Source organism: Aeromonas sp. 603079 (assembly GCF_049172135.1).
GTDB lineage: Bacteria > Pseudomonadota > Gammaproteobacteria > Enterobacterales > Aeromonadaceae > Aeromonas > Aeromonas veronii.
In genome coordinates, this window is sequence record NZ_JAAKPX010000019.1 from 85,849 (window position 1) to 103,036 (window position 17,188).

A 17,188-nucleotide genomic window follows, 5' to 3' on the forward strand; every position below is an offset into this window, starting at 1 on the left:
AATGGACAAATTCAAAATCGATGGTCGTTGTACTCTCAACGGCGAAGTGACCATCTCCGGCGCCAAAAACGCCGCGCTGCCGATCCTGTTCGCGACCCTGCTCTGTGATGAAGAGGTTCACCTCTCCAACGTGCCGCGCCTGAAAGATGTGGGCACCACCATCAAGCTGCTGGAGATGCTGGGCGCGACCACCAAGGTCAACGGCAACGTCACCGTGCTGACCGGTGCGGTGAACAACCATGTCGCCCCCTACGAGCTGGTGAAGACCATGCGCGCCTCCATTCTGGCGCTGGGCCCGCTGGCTGCCCGTTTCGGCGCAGCTGACGTCTCCCTGCCAGGCGGTTGCGCTATCGGTGCCCGTCCGGTCAACCTGCACGTCCACGGCCTGGAGCTGATGGGTGCCAAGATCACCATCGAAGATGGTTACATCAAGGCCCGTGTCGATGGTCGCCTGAAAGGCGCCCACATCCTGATGGACATGGTCTCCGTGACCGGTACCGAAAACCTGATGATGGCTGCGACCCTGGCAGATGGCCGCACCGTGATTGAAAACGCCGCGCGCGAGCCGGAAGTGGTCGATCTGGCTAACTTCCTCAATACCCTGGGTGCCAAGATTCAGGGTGCGGGCACCGACACCCTGACCATCGACGGTGTCGAGCGTCTGCACGGCGGCAACTACAGCGTGCAGCCTGACCGCATCGAAACCGGTACCTTCCTGGTGGGCGCAGCGGTCACCGGCGGCAAGATCACCTGCCGCAAGACCGATCCGACCCTGCTGGAAGCGGTACTGGTCAAGCTGGAAGAGGCTGGTGCACTGATTGAGAAGGGTGAAGACTGGATCACCCTCGACATGACTGGCCGCACCCTCAAGCCGGTCACCATCAAGACTGCCCCCTACCCGGCCTTCCCGACCGACATGCAGGCACAGTTCACCGTGCTGAACGCCGTTGCCAAAGGCACCGGCATGGTCACCGAGACCATCTTCGAGAACCGCTTCATGCACGTTCCCGAACTGGTACGGATGGGTGCAGACATCGAACTGCAGGGCAATGTGGCGATCTGCCGTGACACCGAGCAGCTCAAGGGTGCCCAGGTGATGGCGACCGATCTGCGCGCCTCCGCCAGTCTGGTGCTGGCCGGCTTCGTGGCCGAAGGCTCCACCATCGTCGACCGTATCTATCACATCGACCGTGGCTACGAAGACATCGAGCAGAAGCTGCAGGGTCTGGGCGGCCGCATCGAGCGCATCAAGGGCTGATAGCCCACTGATCGCAGGCCGATAAAAAGGCCCCCTCGCTAATGCAAGGGGGCCTTTTTACATTCATCTGGGCTGCCGAGATTCAATGCGGTCGAGAGTGGTCCATATCGTGTCAGGCTATTTACCAGCCCCCTGGCGGCCAACGTTCATTGGCTCGAGACTCGCCAAAGAACCAAAAAAGTGGGGTGACATGTCCATGTCACCCCCTCGCAAATAGCATGTTCCATATTGGAGTCCGGCCACGCCAGGTCTCTGTTTCACTTTCCGATAGTTCGCGACCCATCTTAAGTGCGCGCCAATTGCAGCAATGCAACCGGCCAGCTACCCGTTACAACCTTCGTCCACACGGCAGACAAGCCGCCGTGTTTGTCCTTGCAACTGAAATATTACGCATAAAAACAAAATAAAAAACGTTTTTATGCTAATTCCATTCACATCAGAGTACAAAAAACAGCCTTATCATCACCACTAAATTGTTATAAAACAGAAAGATAGATTCATGCATGGTTATTCACCCGCAAAGGGCATCAGCAATGGCTTACAAGGCTTTGCGAGATCTCGCACAAAAAATGGCTGCCTTACAGCCAACGGCGCAGGGGCAACCAGTCACTCAGGCGAGCTATCAGTCGCCTTGGCCACCCCTCGGGTTTGCGCGGCAATCCACCGGCCTGCTCCTGCCAGCGAGCCAGCCACGTTCGCAGCGCCTCGCAGATCGGCAGGCAGTGCAGATGCAGCATCAGTTCGGTATTGAGAAACAGCGAGCGGGGATCGAGATTAAGGCTGCCAAACAGCGCCCGCTCCTTCCCCAGCAGGATCAGCTTGGCGTGCAGGCTGCCGTGACCATGATCAAACTCGGCGACCCGGATCCCGCGGCGCAGCAACCAGCCGAGATAGCGCTGATAGGCGCCATAGACCAGCGGCACATCGGTGCTGGCCAGCGAGTTGGTGAGAATGTCGATGGCGACCCCCTGCTGGCGTAGCCGCGCCAGACGGTGCCGAAACCCGCGAGTAAGGATGAGGTAAGGGGTCACCAACCCCAGCGAGCCGGGATTGTCAGCCAGCTGGCGCCAGAGCTGACGGGCGGTGGTGGGACGGGAGATGAGCCCCTTGCCGGGACGGTCGAACCACACCTCGGCCCGCCCCTCATGCCATTGCAGCGGCACATCGCTCTCGTCAAACAGCGCCGCGGGCAGATCATAGACCGTCGCCACCGCCGGATCCGTCATGGTGAACAGGAAGTCGTTGACCACCTCTATTTCGGCGGGCAGCAGCTCGCGGCGCAGCAGATGGCGGATGGGGTGACTCCAGCGGCTGTGCCAGAACTGCTCGAACCCCTGCGCCATCTGCTGGCACAGCCCCCCCTGACAGGCGAGATCGAGATCCACGAAGGGGGCTTGCGGATCCAGACCGAAGTAGCGATCACCGATGTTGCGCCCGCCGATCAGCGCCAGCTTGCCATCCACCAGCAGCAGCTTGTTGTGCATCCGGTGGTTGATGCGGCGAAAGCTGAGCAGCCCCTCCAGCAGCAGTGCCAGCGGGCGCCAGCCCCGCAGCCAGAAGGGGTTGAACAGCCGCACTTCGATCCCGGGGTAGTGAGCCACCATCTCCAGAAAGCGGTTGTCACCGGCATAGAGATCATCCACCAGCAGCTGTACCTTGACGCCACGCCGGGCGGCGTGAAGCAGCTCGCTCAGCAGCAGCTTGCCGCTGCTGTCCTCCTCCCAGCTGTAGTACTGCGCCTGGATCCGCTCGCGGGCATGGCGGATCCAGTGACAACGCACCTTGAGCGCCAGCTGGGGATCGTCGATCAGGGCAAAGGATCCGGGGATCATGGTGTCATCCTGCTGTCATGGCCGGGTGTCATAACGCTGGCGAGCCTCTTCACATATTCAAAAGGAGTTGCTGATGGAACTGCATGATACCCCGATGTTGCGCTATCTGGGCCAGCTCAGCCAGCCAGATCTCATCCCGGCCACCGGCCCTGCTCACTGGTTTTTGCAACACAGGGACGGTGGCTGGCAATTGCCGACCGTGCAGGCGACCCTGCCGGTCAACCGGCTCAGGGCTGAGCCGCTTCGATAGCGGCAGCCTTGCCCTCGATCTGGGGCAGGCTGAAACGATAGGCCACGTAGTACTTGTAGATGGTGCCGACATAGTTGATCGGCCCCTGTCCGACTTCGTTGGCCACCAGCTGATCCACGTTACCGAACCAGACGTTGGGATCGAGTCCCAGTTTCTCCGCCTTGCCTCGCAGCGCCTGCACCCGGTTCGGCCCAGCGTTGTAGGCGGCGAGGGCAAACAGGTGGCGGTTGAGCCGATCCAGCTTGGGATCATTGAAGTAGGTATCGAGGATCAACCGCATGTAGCGGCAGGCGGCCTCCACATTTCCCTCCAGCGTGGTGAGTCTGGCGCCGTTGATGCCGACTTCCCGCCCCGTACTGGGCAGCAACTGCATGAGGCCCACGGCCCCCTTGGGCGAGCGCGCCTTGGGATTGAGGCCGGACTCCTTGTAGCCAAGCGCCGCCAGCATCAGCCAGTCGAGATCGTATTGATTGGCGTACTTCTCCAGCACCTTGCGAATGGTCGCGAGGCGCCCCATAGGATCCGGCGCCAGGATATTGCTCATCTGATCGCTGCGAACCAGCAAGCGGCGCAGGGTCATGTCGCTGTAGAGGCTGTTGCGGCTGACGCTCGCCAGATAGCCATTGACCGCTTTCAGCAGCTCGGGGCTGTTCTTGCGCAGCGCCCAGCCACTGGTGCCGTTGCTGCGCAGGGGGATCAACTTGTGAGCCTTGAGACCGGAGATCATGCCACTCAGCCAGATCCGCCCCTTGTAGCTGTCGGTCACCGTCAGGGGAATAATGCCGGCGGCCACCATCTCCAGCAGATCGCCATCCTGTAGATATTCGGGCACCGTCTCGATATAGACGGGGGGCAGCCCCAACTCGCGAAACAACCAGTTGAGCTGGCGCAAGCTCTCGTAGTAGCTGGAGCTGGCCCGTACCCAGACCCGCCTGCCGGAGAGCTGGGTAATGCGGCTGAAGGCGGGCAGGCTGTTCTGGCTAACCACCCACTCCTCGATGGAAGAGATGAGCGGCCGGGAGAAGGCCACCTGTTCACGCCGGGTCGGGGTCACCGTCATGGTCGCCGCCACCAGATCCCCACGCCCCTCGGTCAGATAGTCCAGCAGCTTGTCCTGCCGCACCGGGATGTAGACCACCTTGAGTTTGACCTTCTCTTTAGCGAGATAGGTGTTGTTCAGCCAGCGCTCGAATCCTTGCAGCTGATTGACCAGAATGCCGTACTGGGTGCCGCGATCGAGAAAATAGAAACCGCGCTCATAGACCACCAGAGCCCTGAGTTCGCGCTTTTGCAGAATGCTTTCGAGGTCCCCGGGTTGGGGCAAACGCACCGGCTTGAGCTCAGCCGCCAGCAGGGAAAAACAGCAGAGGGCCAGCAGAGCCCAAATCCAGCGTCGCATCACGATGGCTGCCCCTGTGCTGAGGTCACGCCTGCTGCCTGTTGGCAGCACGGATCACGATAGAGGGTGGGATTGGGGGCAGAGATCCATCGCTGCGTCATGATATTTACGCCTTCTGTTGGCCGACTCGCGCCGGGCAAAACGTCTGTGGGATAGAGTAACTATAGAACGCCGACCCACAGCAGAAGGGTCAACACGGCAGGCAAACCTGCCGCGTTATCAGACAACTCAGATAGAGCGGGCCCGCATTTCGAAAATCAGTTTTTCGGCGGTGCAGGTGAATTGCAGGCGGGCTTTCAGGATCACGCCGTTGGCGCCCTGGGTCAGTTCGCTGCTCACTTGAGCTTCGGCGGTGACCTGTTTGGCAAGTGCTTCATAGGCAGCCAGCTTGGCGCGGGCATCCGCCTCGGCCGCGGCTTCAATAACCAGCTCCATCACATCGTCGCCTTCGCCGATGATGGTGCCGATCTCGGCAAAACAGCCGCAGCTGTCACAGGTTTCGTTCAGTTCAACTTTCTCGTCTACAGACATTTTCTACTCCTACTGCTTATTTCGGATGATTTGCGTCGTCACGCATCGCCTTGCGAAAATCTTTGATGGCGGTCCCCAGATCCTCACCTGCACTGGCAAGACGCTTGCTGCCGAAGACCAGCACAACGACCAGCAAGAGGATCAGCATATGCCAGATATGAATTCCACCGAGTCCCATAGGGATACTCCCTCACAAAGAGATATCTGTTACTTGTATCAAAATAGAGCGCAGGGATTGTTGGGCAAAATCAAGGCAGGTGCAAGTGAGCAAATAAATCATAGCCAAAAAATAGGGCGACCCTGAGGTCGCCATATTGATTGTGCTACATGTCCCCTCAACCGCTACATCCTGTACCAGTGGTTCATGCGAACCTGAGACCATTCGAGGATAAGATCGCCAAGATATGAAAACAAATGGTATAAATTCATCTTAGAATTGAAGAGGATTCATATCATGCTGCTGGAACAACTGGGTCGCATCGACCTCAATTTGCTGATTATCCTGCAGGTATTGCTGGAAGAGCGCAACGGCAGCAAGGCGGCACGCCGCCTTCATCTGAGCCAGTCCGCGGTCAGTAAAGCCCTCGGCCGTCTGCGCGATACCTTCAATGATCCCCTCTTCATCCGATCTGCCTACGGGCTGGAACCCACCGGCCGTGCCCTTGCACTGCAGCAGCAGTTGCAACCCATCCTGCTGTCGCTGGATAACCTGATCCAGCCGCCCGAGTTCGACCCCGCCAGCTCGGAGCGAGAGTTCGTCATCGCCAGCATGGACAGCGCCTTTACCCTGTTTGCCCCGCTCTACCTGAGCGAGCTGAAGCGGCAGGCACCAAGGATCCGCTTGCGTTACGAGGAGTGGACCGAGAACAGTCTGACCGAGATGAGTCAGGGACAGGTGGACATCGCCTTCGCGGTGCGAGAGAACTGCATCAGCTCCGATTATCGGCTCGATACCCTGCCCGACAGCATCTGTCAGCGAGTGCTGGCGGTCGATGATCTCACCTGTCTGGTGCAGCAGCACCACCCCGCGCTGCGGGAGCCCAACTGGAATCTGGAGCACTACCTCAGCTATCCCCATGTACAGACTTACTGCGAGGGGCGGGACCGCTGGATGCTGGATCACAAGCTGGCGGAGCAGGATCTCTACCGGCGTATCGAGGCAACCGTGCCCTCCTTCGAGGCGGCGTTGCGGATGGGGATGCACTCCGACATGATAGTGACCCTCTCCAGGCTCTACGCTCGCCACGCTACCCAGGTCTATCCGCTGTTGCAGCTGCCGCTGCCCATCGGGTTGGACAGCATCTCCCATCTGCTCATCTGGCATCAGCGTCACAGCGAGGATCCGGGCCACCGCTGGCTGCGGGAGCTGCTACTCTCCCTCATCATGAGCAAACTGGAACCCGCTGCGACCACTCACGGGTGACGGCACGCCCTCTCGACAGCAAAAAAGAACGGGGCTCTGCGTAGCCCCGTTTTATTCACTTCAACATGTAAACCGCTCAGCCCTGACCGGTCACCGCCAGATAGTGATGAACCCCGTCCAGCAACATCTGGACCGAGATCATCACCAGCAGCATACCCATCAGCCGCTCCACCGCAGTGAGTCCCCGCTCACCCAGCAGCTTGTTGAATACCTCGTAGAACATCAGGATCACCGCACTGGCAGCCCAGGCCAGAAAGAGTGCCAGCGACCAGTCCACCATCCGGGTCGGCTCCTGATTGGCCAGCAGCATCAAAGAGGCGAGGATCGAGGGACCGGCGATCATCGGGATCGCCATCGGCACCAGGAAGGGCTCCTCGCCCGCCGCCAGCCCGGTCACGCCCCCCTCACTCGGGAAGATCATCTTGATGGCGATCAGGAACAGGATAATGCCCCCCGCAATGCTGACCGCCTCCTGCCGCAGGTTGAGGAAACCGAGGATCTGCTGACCGACGAACAGGAACAGCATCATGATGGCCAGCGAGAAGAGCAGCTCGCGCACCATCACCTTGCGACGTCGCTTGGGATCGATATGACGCAGGATAGAGAGGAAGACCGGCAGGTTGCCCAGCGGGTCCATGATCAGAAACAGCATGACTGCGGCAGAAAAAGTATCCATACAACGCCCGGGCTACGCCCTGAATAGGGAAAAGAGAGGGGGCGAAATATAGCAAAGGGTGAAGAATTGAGCGAGCGCCATGATGCGCTCGCAGCGGGATTAACCGTGGTTGCAGATCTTGTCGGCGCGGGTCTGGAAACCCTCAGCCGAGTCGATGAATTTGCCGCGGGCGGCCAGAAAGTCGATCAGCGCTTCCGCATCCATCTCGCTGGCGCTACAGGTATGAAAACGTGCCTCGGCACCGAACCGCTCGGCCATCGCCTGTTTCAGGCTGGCACGGGTAAATTGCCCCCCTTGCGCCAACATCATTTCCATCACCTCATGACCATGAACCGATTGCGACATCTCTCACCTCAATAATGAACATATTTAATGCCAATTAAATATCTCCCCGCCCGGAGGGATCTTGATATAGGCCAATAAATTGCGCATTACCTGGTCAGGGGAGTGGTCACCGCCACCGCTTTGTCGATAATGTGGCAACCCGCGTCAGGGATCGCTACACTGGCGCCCCTTTTTGGCCATCGCAGACAATGTATAAGGATATTGGCGTCATGCTGTTCCATGGAGAGGCTCTCAAGCCCTGGCAGATCTGGACCCGCCGACCACTCTGGCTCAAGACCCTGATCGGCATGCTGACAGGGGTGGGTCTGGGCGTCAGCTTTGAAGAGCAAGCCCTGCTGCTCAAGCCCCTTGGCGTCCTGTTCGTCAACACCATCCAGATGCTGATGGTGCCCCTCATTTTCTGCTCGGTCATCGCCGGTCTCACCTCGCTGCTCAAGGGCAAAGCCCTCGATCGCATCGGCAGCAAGGCGATCTGCCTCTACTTCTGTTCGACCGCCATCGCCATCTGCATCGGCCTGATGATGGGCTGGCTGCTGGAGCCCGGCATGGGTGCCGACATGGGCCCCTATGAGCGGGTCGGTATGTCGGAACCACCCACCCTGGCCAGCGTGCTGAGCCATCTGGTGCCGAGCAACCCGGTACAGGCGATGGTGGATGGCAAGATCCTGCAAGTGATCGTCTTTGCGGTGGCGCTGGCGGTCGCCCTCAATGCCAGCGGTCGCCGTGGCCGTCCCGCCATTCTCTTCTTCACCTCGCTGGCAGAGGGGATGTTCAAGCTGACCCAGATGGTGATGGCGCTCGCGCCTTACGGTGTCTGCGCCCTGATGGCCTGGATGACCGGCAAGTACGGTCTCGACCTGCTGCTGCCCCTGCTCAAGGTGATCGGCGCCGTCTACCTCGGCTGCCTGCTGCACGTGCTCGGGGTCTACAGCACCCTGCTGCTCCTGCTGGCACGGCTCAATCCGCTGCACTACTTCAAGAGCATCGTTGATGCCCAGGCGGTTGCGTTTACCAGCAGCTCCAGCAACTCCACCCTGCCCATCAGTCTGGCCTGCGCCGAGAAGCGCCTGGGAGTCTCTCCCGCCATCACCGCCAAGGTGCTGCCCATCGGCGCCACCATCAACATGGATGGCACCGCCCTCTATCAGGGAGTGACTGCGCTGTTCGTGGCTCAAGCATTCGGTGTGGATCTGCACATGGTCGATTATCTGACCATCATCAGCATCGCCACCCTGGCCAGTATCGGTACGGCAGGTACCCCGGGTACCGGGTTGATGCTGCTGACCCTGACCCTGACGGCGGTGGGCTTGCCGCTGGAAGGGGTGGCACTGATTGCAGGCATTGACCGGATCCTCGACATGGCGCGCACCACGGTCAACGTATCGGGGGATATTCTGGTGTCGGTGCTGATCGCCCGCAGCGAAAACGAGCTGGATCTGGCGACCTATCACGATGCCAGCGCAGGGGAAGATATCGAGTTCCCGCCGCGCTAGCGGAAGAGAGATCAGCTGTCGTGGGGATCGTGGTGACAGCGCCAGCAGACGTCGAAGTTGGCGCCGTTCTCCTCCCCGCACTGGCCGCACAGCCAGCCGTTACCTTGGCGCTGCTGGTAACGCTCGATGACCCTTCCTGCCTTGCTGCGATCCTCGGCCCGCACCATCAGAGTCACCTGCAACATGTCGACCGGCAGTTCGCCAAGGGCGCCAGACAGCCCCTCGCCATTGAGGCGCACCAGCACCCCTTCCGCCTCCAGCGCCCCTTTCAACGCGTGTGCCTCCAGGGTGTGTGAGGCGCGATAGAGATTGATCCAGTTATCCATAGCTCCCCCTTACAACAACTTGTCGATGCCAAACTCGGCGCCGTTCTCAATCATGAAATCGATGAATGCCCGCAACTTGCGCGGCATCAGTTGCCGCTCCGGAAACAGCAAATAAATCGGCACCCTGGGTTGCTGCCACTCTGGCAGCAGGATCACCAATTCGCCGCTGGCCAGCTCATCCTGACAGAGCATAGCGGGTAACGAGGCCAACCCCAGCCCCGCCTTCGCAGCCTCCCGGGCACAGGTAATATTATTCACCCGAAAACGGGATGGGGGGTCAACCAGCACCTCTTTGCCATCCAGCTCGAAGCACCAGTGAGAGGCGAGAAACCCGCTGCTCACCGTCACCCGCTCGTGGTTGGCCAGATCCTCCGGCCGCTCGATGACCGGGCTGCGGGCCAGATAGTCCGGGCTGGCACAGAGCAACCGCCCGGTGCTCCAGAGTCGGCGTGCAGCCAGATTGGAGTCGCTCATGTCGCCAATCCGCACCACCGCATCCAACCCTTCACTGATGGGGTCCACCACCCGGTTGGTCAGCTCCAGCTCCACCTGCAGGGCGGGATAGGCCTGCAAAAACTTGGCGACCAAGCGCCCGACCACCAGTTGCCCCGTCTCGATAGGCACCGCCAGTTTGAGGGTGCCGGTCACCTCCTGCTGGCTGGCGCTCAGCATCAGCTCGGCTTCGGTCAGGGCATCGACCGCCTTGCTGCAGTGCAGGTAGTACTTCTCCCCCTCCTCGGTCAACGTGAGCTGACGAGTGGAGCGATAGAGCAGACGCACTCCGAGCCGCTGTTCCAGTTCGGCGATGCGGCGGCTGACCATCGCCTTGGTCATCCCCAGCTCGCGGGCAGCCCCCGTAAACGAGCCCTTGTCGACGATACGCACCAGAATTAACGCGGCATTGAGATCCATTGTTGCACCAGTGAAACTGTATATCTCGTGAACCAATACTAATCGAAACAGTTGACCAGTGTTAGCCTGCGCCCCTTAAGTTCAGGAATCACAAAAATGAGTCAACACAAAAAAATTCCCCTGCTGGCAGCCATGATATTGGCGCTGCTCGGTCTGCTGTTCGCCGGTTACTGGTATCTTCACGGCCGCTATTTTGAAAGCACCGACAACGCCTACCTGCAGAGTGAAGTGACCGGGATCAGCTCCAAGCTGCCCGGTTATATCCGCGAAGTGCTGGTCACCGACAACCAGCCGGTCAAAGCGGGCCAACTGATCGCTCGTCTCGATGATCGCGAATACAAAACCAGGGTCGCGGAGGCCGAAGCCGACCTGCGCCTCAATCAGGCGACGGCCGAAAATCTGGCCGCCACCCGCACCCAACAACTGAGCCTGATCCAGCAGGCCGAGGCCAAGGTCGCCTCCGCCAATGCCGAACAGCTGCGCGCCAGCCAGCAAGTCAACCGGATCAGTCAGCTCAACCAGCGCCACTACAGCTCGCAAGACAGTCTGGACGAGGTACGTGCCGGCCTGCAGGTCAATCAGGCACAAGCCCGGGAGGCCCAAGCCGCCCTGCAGGCGGCCCGTGAGCGACTGCTGGTACTGGATGCCGAACGCAAACAGAATCTGGCCAAGCTGGCATTGAGTGAAGCGCAACTGGAGCAGGCCAAGCTGGAGCTCGGCTACACCGAACTGCGGGCACCGGCCGACGGCATCATCGGCAAGCGCAGCCTGCGGGAAGGGCTCTACGTCCAGTCCGGTATGCAGGTCGCCAGCTTGGTGCCGCTGCAACAGGTATGGGTCGAGGCCAACTTCAAGGAGACCCAGCTCGCCCATATGCAGCCGGGCCAGAAGGTCGAAGTGGTACTCGATGCCTACCCGGATCAACCGGTCGAGGGGATCATCGACAGCCTGGCCCCGGCGACCGGCGCCAAGTTCGCCCTGCTGCCACCGGAGAATGCCACCGGCAACTTCACCAAAATCGTGCAGCGGGTACCGGTGAAGATCCGCATCCCCGAGCCGGGCCCGCTGGCAGGCAAGCTGCTGCCGGGTCTCTCCACCGAAGTGATCGTGGATACCCGCACTCCTGATCCCGTGGTGGCTGCCAACTGATGGAACCCATTCCACGTCGCAACTGGATCGCGGTCATGGGGGGCCTTATCGGCGCCTTTATGGCCATCCTCGATATCCAGATCACCAATGCCTCTCTGAAGGATATTCAGGGGGCCCTGTCGGCCACCCTGAGCGAAAGCTCCTGGATCTCCACCTCCTATCTGGTGGCGGAGATGATCGCCATCCCCCTGAGCGGCTGGTTAAGCCGGGGGCTGAGTGTGCGCCGCTACCTGCTCTGGACCACCGGCGCCTTTATCGCTGCCTCCGTGCTCTGCTCGTTCAGCTGGAACCTCACCAGCATGATCGTCTTCCGGGCGCTGCAAGGCTTCACTGGCGGGGCGCTGATCCCGATGGCCTTTTCCCTCATCGTCACCCTGTTGCCGTTACAGAAGCGGGCCACCGGCATGGCGCTTTTTGGCCTCTGCGCCACCTTCGCCCCCGCCATCGGCCCAACCCTCGGTGGCTGGCTCACCGAGCAGATGTCGTGGCACTACATCTTCTATCTCAACGTGCCGCCGGGACTGCTGGTGATGGCCATGCTGGCCCACGGGCTTGATAAAAAACCGGTGGACTGGGAGGTGATCAAGCGGGTAGACCTCATCGGGATTGTCACCATGGCGCTTGGCCTCGGCCTGCTGGAGGTGGTACTGGAAGAGGGCAACCGGGAAGACTGGTTCGGCTCAAGCTTCATCGTGCGACTGGCAGTCATTTCGGCGGTGGCGCTGGTGTTCTTCGTCATCAGCCAGCTGATCCGCCGTCACCCGCTGGTCAATCTGCGGCTGCTGCACAACCCGCGCTTCGCGCTGGCCTGCTTCGCCTATCTGATCCTCGGCATGGCGTTGATGGGCTCCATCTATGTGCTGCCGCTCTACATGACCCAGATCCACAACTACAACGCGCTGGAGATCGGCGAAGTCCTGATGTGGATGGGGCTGCCGCAACTGCTGGTGCTACCGCTGGTGCCCAAACTGACCCACAAGATAGACCCGCGCTATCTGGTGAGCTTCGGCTTCCTGATCTTCGCCGTCAGCTGCTTTATGAACGTCAACATGAGTGCCAACTACGCCGGGCCGCAGCTGATCCAGTCACTCATCGTGCGAGCGCTGGGGCAGCCCTTCATCATGGTGCCGCTCTCCCTGGTCGCCACCGCCAGCCTGAGCCACGACGAGATCCCCTCCTCCTCGACCCTGCTCAACGTGCTGCGCAACCTCGGCGGCGCCTTCGGTATCGCCATCATCGCGACCCTGCTCGACAACGATACCCGCACCCATGTGCTGCAGATTGGCAGCACTCTGGCCGCCAGCAGTATCGAGGGGCAAAACTATCTGCTGCAGCTGGCCCAGAGCATGATGGCGCAGGGTTCAGGTCCCGAGATTGCCCAGCAGCAAGCCCACGCCATGCTGGCCAATACCATCAACCGGGAAGCGGCCATCATGGCCTACAATCAGGTGTTCTACATCATGGGGATCTTCCTGCTGATCGCCAGCGGCCTGATGCTGTTGCTCAAATCCCCCACCCCACGGGCAGCGGATGCCGAACCGCTAGAGGCGTGAAAAACCGCCAGGCATAAAACGAAAAACGGGCAAGCGCCCGTTTTTCGTTATCTGTTGCCTGTACTCAACCGCATGGTGTTATCCCGCCAGCGACCCCGCGATCAGGAATTGCGCCGCAAAGTAGCTGCTCATGACCCAGGCGCGGGCATGAGGAAAGGGGCGGCGGAAGCGATCGAGCGCCAGCATGCTGTCGGAGAAGAGGAACATCAGTGCCCCCACCAGAGCGGCGGCAGAACCGGCAGTGAGAGAAGCGTGCCAGGCACCGGCGGCCACCCAGGCCATGCCGATGATCACCAGCATGTAGCAGAAGACCGGGATCCGCATCTCCCCCAGCTTGCCCCACAGCAGGCCGAATACCATGCCGGCGATCAGCAACAGCAGCAAACCATCCACCAGATTGAGCAGCAATGGTCCTTGGGCAAAACCGACGATATAGCAGAGATGCGCGACAAGAAATGCCGCCAACCCCTGAATGAAGCGATCACTTGGCAGCATCAGCAGCACATCGCCCGCCAGCGAGAGACAAAGGCCGAGCAGGATCCAGGCGTGTGAACCATCGTGGTCATAACTCTGGTAGCCGAACGCCAACGCGATGATAAGTAGCATGGTCAGCGGCTTGCTGATATAGAACTGGCGGCTGTCTGAACCGTAGGCAGCACGAATATGCCACCAACCTGAAGCGATGATCAAGAAACTCAATAACATGCCCTGCTCCTCACCTGTTGCTCGCAGTCATACGGCAACCGTTTTTATCATGGTGCAGGGTAACAAATTCCCTCCCCCAGTGGCAGGGGTGCTTATCAAATGGACGGACTAAGCCTAAAGTCTAATTGCCGCCCCGAGTGGTTCAGGGCATAAGTGACGGGTCTGGAGGATCACCATGGAAGAAGCTATGAAGAACTATCTGCCCGCCATCGATATCATGATGTGCCATCTGGGGATCAGCTTTGAGCAGGCCTGTGAACAACTGGGTCTTAGCCAGCAGGAGCAACAGGCACTGGATCTGCTGCAGCAACAGCAGAGCCAAGCCAACTAAGCCCTCCCGTTATTGGATATCATGATGCGCCATCTGGGGATCAGCTTTGAGCTGGCCTGCGAACAACTGGGTCTCAGCCAGCAGGAACAACAGGCACTGGATCAGTTGCAGCAACAGCAGAGCCAAGCCAACTAGCTTGAGTTGAATCATAAAAGAGAAGACCGCCAGCAGGCGGTCTTCTCTTTTAGTCTCTGTGATAACCGGACGGCATCATGCAATACCAGCCAGCAAACGACTCCAGTTGCGTTTACCAGCGATGAAGCCGTCACGCAGGGCCCGGTACTCCAGTTGCAGCTTGAGGCGGTCATAGCGCGCCAGCGCCTTGCGCTTGCGCAGCTCCAGCAGCCGCTTGCGACTGGCGTAATAGTGTTGCAACTGCTGGCTCAGCTTGTCGTACTCCTCCTGCAGCAGCGCCTGCCACAGTTCGCGATCTTCCTGCTTGCGCAACTTGGCTTGTGCCCGTTTCAGCTGCATCTGCAGCCGGGCTTGTTCGATACGCTCCTCCGGCGAGGATCTGAGATCCCCCGCCAGACCGCACCAGGAGGCGAGCCGAATCAACCACTTGGTCGGATCGAACTGCCACCAGTGAATGCCGTTGCGGTAGTCATTCTCGAACAGGTGGTGAAAGTTGTGGTACCCCTCGCCAAAGGTGAAAAAAGCCAGGATGCCGTTATCGCGAGCGGTATTGCGGTCGGTATAGGGCTGACTGCCCCAGATGTGGGCCAGCGAGTTGATAAAAAAAGTGGTGTGGTGCGTCATCACCATCCGCAAGACACCTGCCAGCAACAACATGCCGAGCAGATCTCCGTGGATCAGACCAAACAGCAGCGGCAGGCCCAGATTGGTCGCCAGCACCAGTGTCAGATAGTGACGGTGCTGAAACGCGACCACCGGGTTGTTCTGCAGATCACGCACATTGCTGTAATCACCATAGCGATCCCCCTGATGTTCCCGCAGCATCCAGCCGATGTGGGAATACCAGAAGCCGCGCCCCGCGCTGTAGGGGTCTTTATCGTTGTCATCCACATGACGATGGTGACGGCGGTGATCGGCCGACCAGTGCAGGGCAGAATTCTGCAGCGCCAACGCACCGCCGATGGCAAATAACCACTGCAAAACGGGGTGCGCCTTGTAAGCCTTGTGCGACCAGAGCCGGTGATAACCCGCGGTGATGGAGAGACCACTCAGGCAGAACAACAACAGGAAACTGGCCCACTGCCAGAAATCGTAACCGTGGCTCATGCCGTACCAGGGTACGACAATCAACGCCACTATCCCGGAGAGGGAGAACAGCAGGGTATTGGTGAAAATAATGGGGGGTCTGGCCATCTCATTGCATCCTTTCAGCGAACAGCTGTTAGCCATTTTCTATGGTGATTTCCTCACGGTCAATGGTAAAAAAGTAGGATACAAACCTGATCCTGAGGCGCCTTCGGGTTATCATTTGGCCTCAATAAGCTGAAGGTGACTGATTTCGTGGGTATTCGCGCTCAACAAAAAGAAAAAACCCGGCGTACATTGATTGATGCTGCATTCAGCCAACTGTGCGCCAACCGAAGTTTCTCCAATCTCAGCCTGCGGGAAGTCGCTCGCGAAGCGGGTATCGCGCCCACCTCTTTCTATCGCCACTTTCGCGATATGGAGGAACTGGGCCTGACCTTGGTTGACGAAGGAGGTCTCACCCTGCGCCAACTGATGCGCCAGGCACGCCAGCGCATTGCCGGTGGTGGCAGTGTCATCAGCACCTCGGTGCAGACCTTTATGGAGTTTGTCGAGAACAACCCCAACATCTTTCGGCTGCTGCTGCGGGAACGCTCCGGCACCTCGGCCGCCTTTCGCCAGGCGGTAGCTCGCGAAATCCAGCACTTTATCGCAGAGCTGACCGATTATCTGGAAGCCACCACAGAAGCACCACGGGAAGATGCCTACATCCAGGCAGAAGCCATGGTCACCATCGTCTTCAGTGCCGGTGCCGATGCACTCGACATGACCAGCGAAGAGTGCCGTGCACTCTCCGACCGAACAATTCGCCAACTGCGGATGATCGCCATGGGCGCCGAGGTACAAAACCAGAAGCGCCGTGAACCTCACCCATGACCACAGGATGGAGAACGACATGCCTGAACAGCTTATGATCCCGAAAAAACCGCTTGCCATGGCCATGCTGATTGGTATCTGTGGCGATGCCTCTCTGGCCGTGCTGACCAACTCGGTCGTGCCTTTCTCCTTCTTCCCGCTGATTGCCCTCTGGCTGGCGGCCTATCAGCTGTTCCAGCACTATCGCCATGAACCCATGGTGGGCAACACCCCCATCTGTACCCTGCTCTGCTTCTTTATCGGTGTCTTCGGTCACTCCGCGCTGCTCAAGGTGCAATACCCGGAGCTTGGCAGCAACTTCTTTTCCCTGATCATGATGCTGCTGTTACTGGCGGCCCTCTCCATCAAGCTCGGCCTGAGCATTGGCAACAAAGAGAAGCCCTGATAAATCAACCGAGTGATGGTAATCAGTTGATAGATAAAGCAAAGAGGCCTTCCCGTCGGGAAGGTCTCTTTGCTTGAACTGTACCTGATGAATCCGGCAATCTCGGTATTCCCAACCTAGCCAAACGGCTTGGCTTCAAGATCGATGTGCAGATGGAAGCGGAGGTGGTAAATATGGGACTGCCCTTTAGTCAGCAAGCGGCAGAAGCCTGATTTGACCCCTTGTAGACTCGTTCAAATGGCTGATAAGGCCCGGATATAGCCCGAAAATGGCGGGAATAACCGGCTATCTGGCCCTCTCTTGGCAGGTAAAAACCAAACGTTGGCTGTTTAACACGCTAAAAACACCAAGGCCCGGTCGTGAAGCCGGGCTTTGTGTTGATTCTGGTGTGCAAATCTGTGGGTCTTATGGACAAAATCGCCCATAGCAAAAAGGCCTTCCCATCAGGGAAGGCCTTCAAATTAGTGGCGGAGCGGACGGGACTCGAACCCGCGACCCCCGGCGTGACAGGCCGGTATTCTAA

19 protein-coding genes are annotated in these 17,188 nt (G+C 59.3%); 9 read left to right on the top strand and 10 right to left on the bottom strand.

Features of this window, described 5'->3' with window-relative positions; translation table 11 throughout:
* Position 1 precedes the first annotated feature (1 nt).
* Positions 2–1,258: a UDP-N-acetylglucosamine 1-carboxyvinyltransferase gene (gene murA / locus G5287_RS15100; RefSeq protein WP_005336355.1), complete on the top strand. Its 1,257-nt coding sequence runs from the start codon at positions 2–4 to the stop codon at positions 1,256–1,258.
* A 578-nt stretch (positions 1,259–1,836) separates the two neighbouring features.
* Here the strand turns inward: murA and G5287_RS15105 are convergent.
* Positions 1,837–3,090: a phospholipase D-like domain-containing protein gene (locus G5287_RS15105; RefSeq protein WP_421231511.1), complete on the bottom strand. Its 1,254-nt coding sequence runs from the start codon at positions 3,088–3,090 to the stop codon at positions 1,837–1,839.
* 73 nt (positions 3,091–3,163) lie between these two features.
* On the opposite strand from G5287_RS15105, the gene G5287_RS15110 reads away from it, so the two are divergent.
* Positions 3,164–3,340, top strand: a complete 177-nt coding sequence (locus G5287_RS15110; protein ID WP_005339947.1) for a hypothetical protein — start codon at positions 3,164–3,166, stop codon at positions 3,338–3,340.
* Here the strand turns inward: G5287_RS15110 and G5287_RS15115 are convergent.
* From G5287_RS15115 to tatA, 3 genes are all read right to left on the bottom strand, one after another.
* A complete protein-coding gene (locus tag G5287_RS15115; protein WP_227341810.1) occupies positions 3,318–4,739 on the bottom strand; it encodes a transglycosylase SLT domain-containing protein in 1,422 nt (473 codons plus the stop codon). The two genes, G5287_RS15110 and G5287_RS15115, sit on opposite strands and share 23 nt — an antisense overlap.
* 228 nt (positions 4,740–4,967) lie before the next feature.
* Positions 4,968–5,270, bottom strand: coding sequence for a YfcZ/YiiS family protein (locus tag G5287_RS15120; RefSeq protein ID WP_101531245.1), 303 nt, complete (start codon positions 5,268–5,270; stop codon positions 4,968–4,970).
* 16 nt (positions 5,271–5,286) lie between these two features.
* Positions 5,287–5,448 (bottom strand): twin-arginine translocase TatA/TatE family subunit, encoded by a 162-nt coding sequence (gene tatA / locus G5287_RS15125; RefSeq protein ID WP_005339944.1) that lies wholly within the window; start codon positions 5,446–5,448, stop codon positions 5,287–5,289.
* 276 nt (positions 5,449–5,724) lie between these two features.
* On the opposite strand from tatA, the gene G5287_RS15130 reads away from it, so the two are divergent.
* The gene (locus G5287_RS15130) at positions 5,725–6,693 is read left to right on the top strand and encodes a LysR family transcriptional regulator (protein ID WP_005357635.1); all 969 of its coding nucleotides are present in this window, start codon (positions 5,725–5,727) and stop codon (positions 6,691–6,693) included.
* A 76-nt stretch (positions 6,694–6,769) separates the two neighbouring features.
* On the opposite strand, the gene G5287_RS15135 is transcribed toward G5287_RS15130, so the two are convergent.
* Together G5287_RS15135 and G5287_RS15140 are read right to left on the bottom strand one after the other, a co-directional pair.
* Positions 6,770–7,369, bottom strand: a complete 600-nt coding sequence (locus tag G5287_RS15135) for a YhgN family NAAT transporter (protein ID WP_013724175.1) — start codon at positions 7,367–7,369, stop codon at positions 6,770–6,772.
* Between the two features lie 99 nt (positions 7,370–7,468).
* Complete coding sequence (locus G5287_RS15140; RefSeq protein ID WP_005357633.1) at positions 7,469–7,714, bottom strand: YecH family metal-binding protein; 246 nt, start codon at positions 7,712–7,714, stop codon at positions 7,469–7,471.
* 209 nt (positions 7,715–7,923) lie between these two features.
* Here G5287_RS15140 and G5287_RS15145 point away from each other — a divergent pair, with 209 nt between their 5' ends.
* Entirely contained in the window at positions 7,924–9,207 is a 1,284-nt protein-coding gene (locus G5287_RS15145; protein ID WP_203119382.1) for a dicarboxylate/amino acid:cation symporter, read from the top strand.
* Between the two features lie 11 nt (positions 9,208–9,218).
* Here G5287_RS15145 and G5287_RS15150 read toward each other — a convergent pair whose 3' ends face one another.
* Both G5287_RS15150 and G5287_RS15155 read right to left on the bottom strand, forming a co-directional pair.
* Positions 9,219–9,533, bottom strand: a complete 315-nt coding sequence (locus G5287_RS15150) for a DUF2007 domain-containing protein (RefSeq protein ID WP_005339933.1) — start codon at positions 9,531–9,533, stop codon at positions 9,219–9,221.
* 9 nt (positions 9,534–9,542) lie between these two features.
* Positions 9,543–10,445 carry a LysR family transcriptional regulator gene (locus G5287_RS15155; RefSeq protein ID WP_047434586.1) on the bottom strand — a complete coding sequence of 301 codons (903 nt, stop codon included), beginning with the start codon at positions 10,443–10,445 and terminating at the stop codon, positions 9,543–9,545.
* 96 nt (positions 10,446–10,541) lie between these two features.
* On the opposite strand from G5287_RS15155, the gene G5287_RS15160 reads away from it, so the two are divergent.
* Positions 10,542–11,594, top strand: a complete 1,053-nt coding sequence (locus G5287_RS15160; RefSeq protein ID WP_005348510.1) for an HlyD family secretion protein — start codon at positions 10,542–10,544, stop codon at positions 11,592–11,594.
* Entirely contained in the window at positions 11,594–13,147 is a 1,554-nt protein-coding gene (locus G5287_RS15165; protein WP_201937527.1) for a DHA2 family efflux MFS transporter permease subunit, read from the top strand. Before G5287_RS15160 ends, G5287_RS15165 begins: the two co-directional genes overlap by 1 nt.
* Before the next feature lie 78 nt (positions 13,148–13,225).
* On the opposite strand, the gene G5287_RS15170 is transcribed toward G5287_RS15165, so the two are convergent.
* A complete protein-coding gene (locus tag G5287_RS15170; RefSeq protein ID WP_005348507.1) occupies positions 13,226–13,852 on the bottom strand; it encodes a lysoplasmalogenase in 627 nt (208 codons plus the stop codon).
* A gap of 175 nt (positions 13,853–14,027) precedes the next feature.
* Here G5287_RS15170 and G5287_RS15175 point away from each other — a divergent pair, with 175 nt between their 5' ends.
* Entirely contained in the window at positions 14,028–14,183 is a 156-nt protein-coding gene (locus G5287_RS15175) for a hypothetical protein (protein ID WP_155397466.1), read from the top strand.
* Between the two features lie 210 nt (positions 14,184–14,393).
* On the opposite strand, the gene G5287_RS15180 is transcribed toward G5287_RS15175, so the two are convergent.
* Positions 14,394–15,512, bottom strand: a complete 1,119-nt coding sequence (locus G5287_RS15180) for a fatty acid desaturase (RefSeq protein WP_421231512.1) — start codon at positions 15,510–15,512, stop codon at positions 14,394–14,396.
* Positions 15,513–15,659: 147 nt separating this feature from the next.
* On the opposite strand from G5287_RS15180, the gene fabR reads away from it, so the two are divergent.
* Both fabR and G5287_RS15190 read left to right on the top strand, forming a co-directional pair.
* Positions 15,660–16,280, top strand: coding sequence for an HTH-type transcriptional repressor FabR (fabR, locus tag G5287_RS15185; RefSeq protein ID WP_005339921.1), 621 nt, complete (start codon positions 15,660–15,662; stop codon positions 16,278–16,280).
* Between the two features lie 19 nt (positions 16,281–16,299).
* Entirely contained in the window at positions 16,300–16,665 is a 366-nt protein-coding gene (locus G5287_RS15190) for a YijD family membrane protein (protein WP_139442142.1), read from the top strand.
* Positions 16,666–17,188 lie beyond the last annotated feature (523 nt).

Coding starts and splice junctions, on each gene's coding strand:
- murA (WP_005336355.1), top strand. CDS start 2: ATGGACAAATTCAAAATCGATGGTCGTTGTACTCTCAACGGCGAAGTG.
- G5287_RS15105 (WP_421231511.1), bottom strand. CDS start 3,090: ATGATCCCCGGATCCTTTGCCCTGATCGACGATCCCCAGCTGGCGCTC.
- G5287_RS15110 (WP_005339947.1), top strand. CDS start 3,164: ATGGAACTGCATGATACCCCGATGTTGCGCTATCTGGGCCAGCTCAGC.
- G5287_RS15115 (WP_227341810.1), bottom strand. CDS start 4,739: ATGCGACGCTGGATTTGGGCTCTGCTGGCCCTCTGCTGTTTTTCCCTG.
- G5287_RS15120 (WP_101531245.1), bottom strand. CDS start 5,270: ATGTCTGTAGACGAGAAAGTTGAACTGAACGAAACCTGTGACAGCTGC.
- tatA (WP_005339944.1), bottom strand. CDS start 5,448: ATGGGACTCGGTGGAATTCATATCTGGCATATGCTGATCCTCTTGCTG.
- G5287_RS15130 (WP_005357635.1), top strand. CDS start 5,725: ATGCTGCTGGAACAACTGGGTCGCATCGACCTCAATTTGCTGATTATC.
- G5287_RS15135 (WP_013724175.1), bottom strand. CDS start 7,369: ATGGATACTTTTTCTGCCGCAGTCATGCTGTTTCTGATCATGGACCCG.
- G5287_RS15140 (WP_005357633.1), bottom strand. CDS start 7,714: ATGTCGCAATCGGTTCATGGTCATGAGGTGATGGAAATGATGTTGGCG.
- G5287_RS15145 (WP_203119382.1), top strand. CDS start 7,924: ATGCTGTTCCATGGAGAGGCTCTCAAGCCCTGGCAGATCTGGACCCGC.
- G5287_RS15150 (WP_005339933.1), bottom strand. CDS start 9,533: ATGGATAACTGGATCAATCTCTATCGCGCCTCACACACCCTGGAGGCA.
- G5287_RS15155 (WP_047434586.1), bottom strand. CDS start 10,445: ATGGATCTCAATGCCGCGTTAATTCTGGTGCGTATCGTCGACAAGGGC.
- G5287_RS15160 (WP_005348510.1), top strand. CDS start 10,542: ATGAGTCAACACAAAAAAATTCCCCTGCTGGCAGCCATGATATTGGCG.
- G5287_RS15165 (WP_201937527.1), top strand. CDS start 11,594: ATGGAACCCATTCCACGTCGCAACTGGATCGCGGTCATGGGGGGCCTT.
- G5287_RS15170 (WP_005348507.1), bottom strand. CDS start 13,852: ATGTTATTGAGTTTCTTGATCATCGCTTCAGGTTGGTGGCATATTCGT.
- G5287_RS15175 (WP_155397466.1), top strand. CDS start 14,028: ATGGAAGAAGCTATGAAGAACTATCTGCCCGCCATCGATATCATGATG.
- G5287_RS15180 (WP_421231512.1), bottom strand. CDS start 15,512: ATGGCCAGACCCCCCATTATTTTCACCAATACCCTGCTGTTCTCCCTC.
- G5287_RS15190 (WP_139442142.1), top strand. CDS start 16,300: ATGCCTGAACAGCTTATGATCCCGAAAAAACCGCTTGCCATGGCCATG.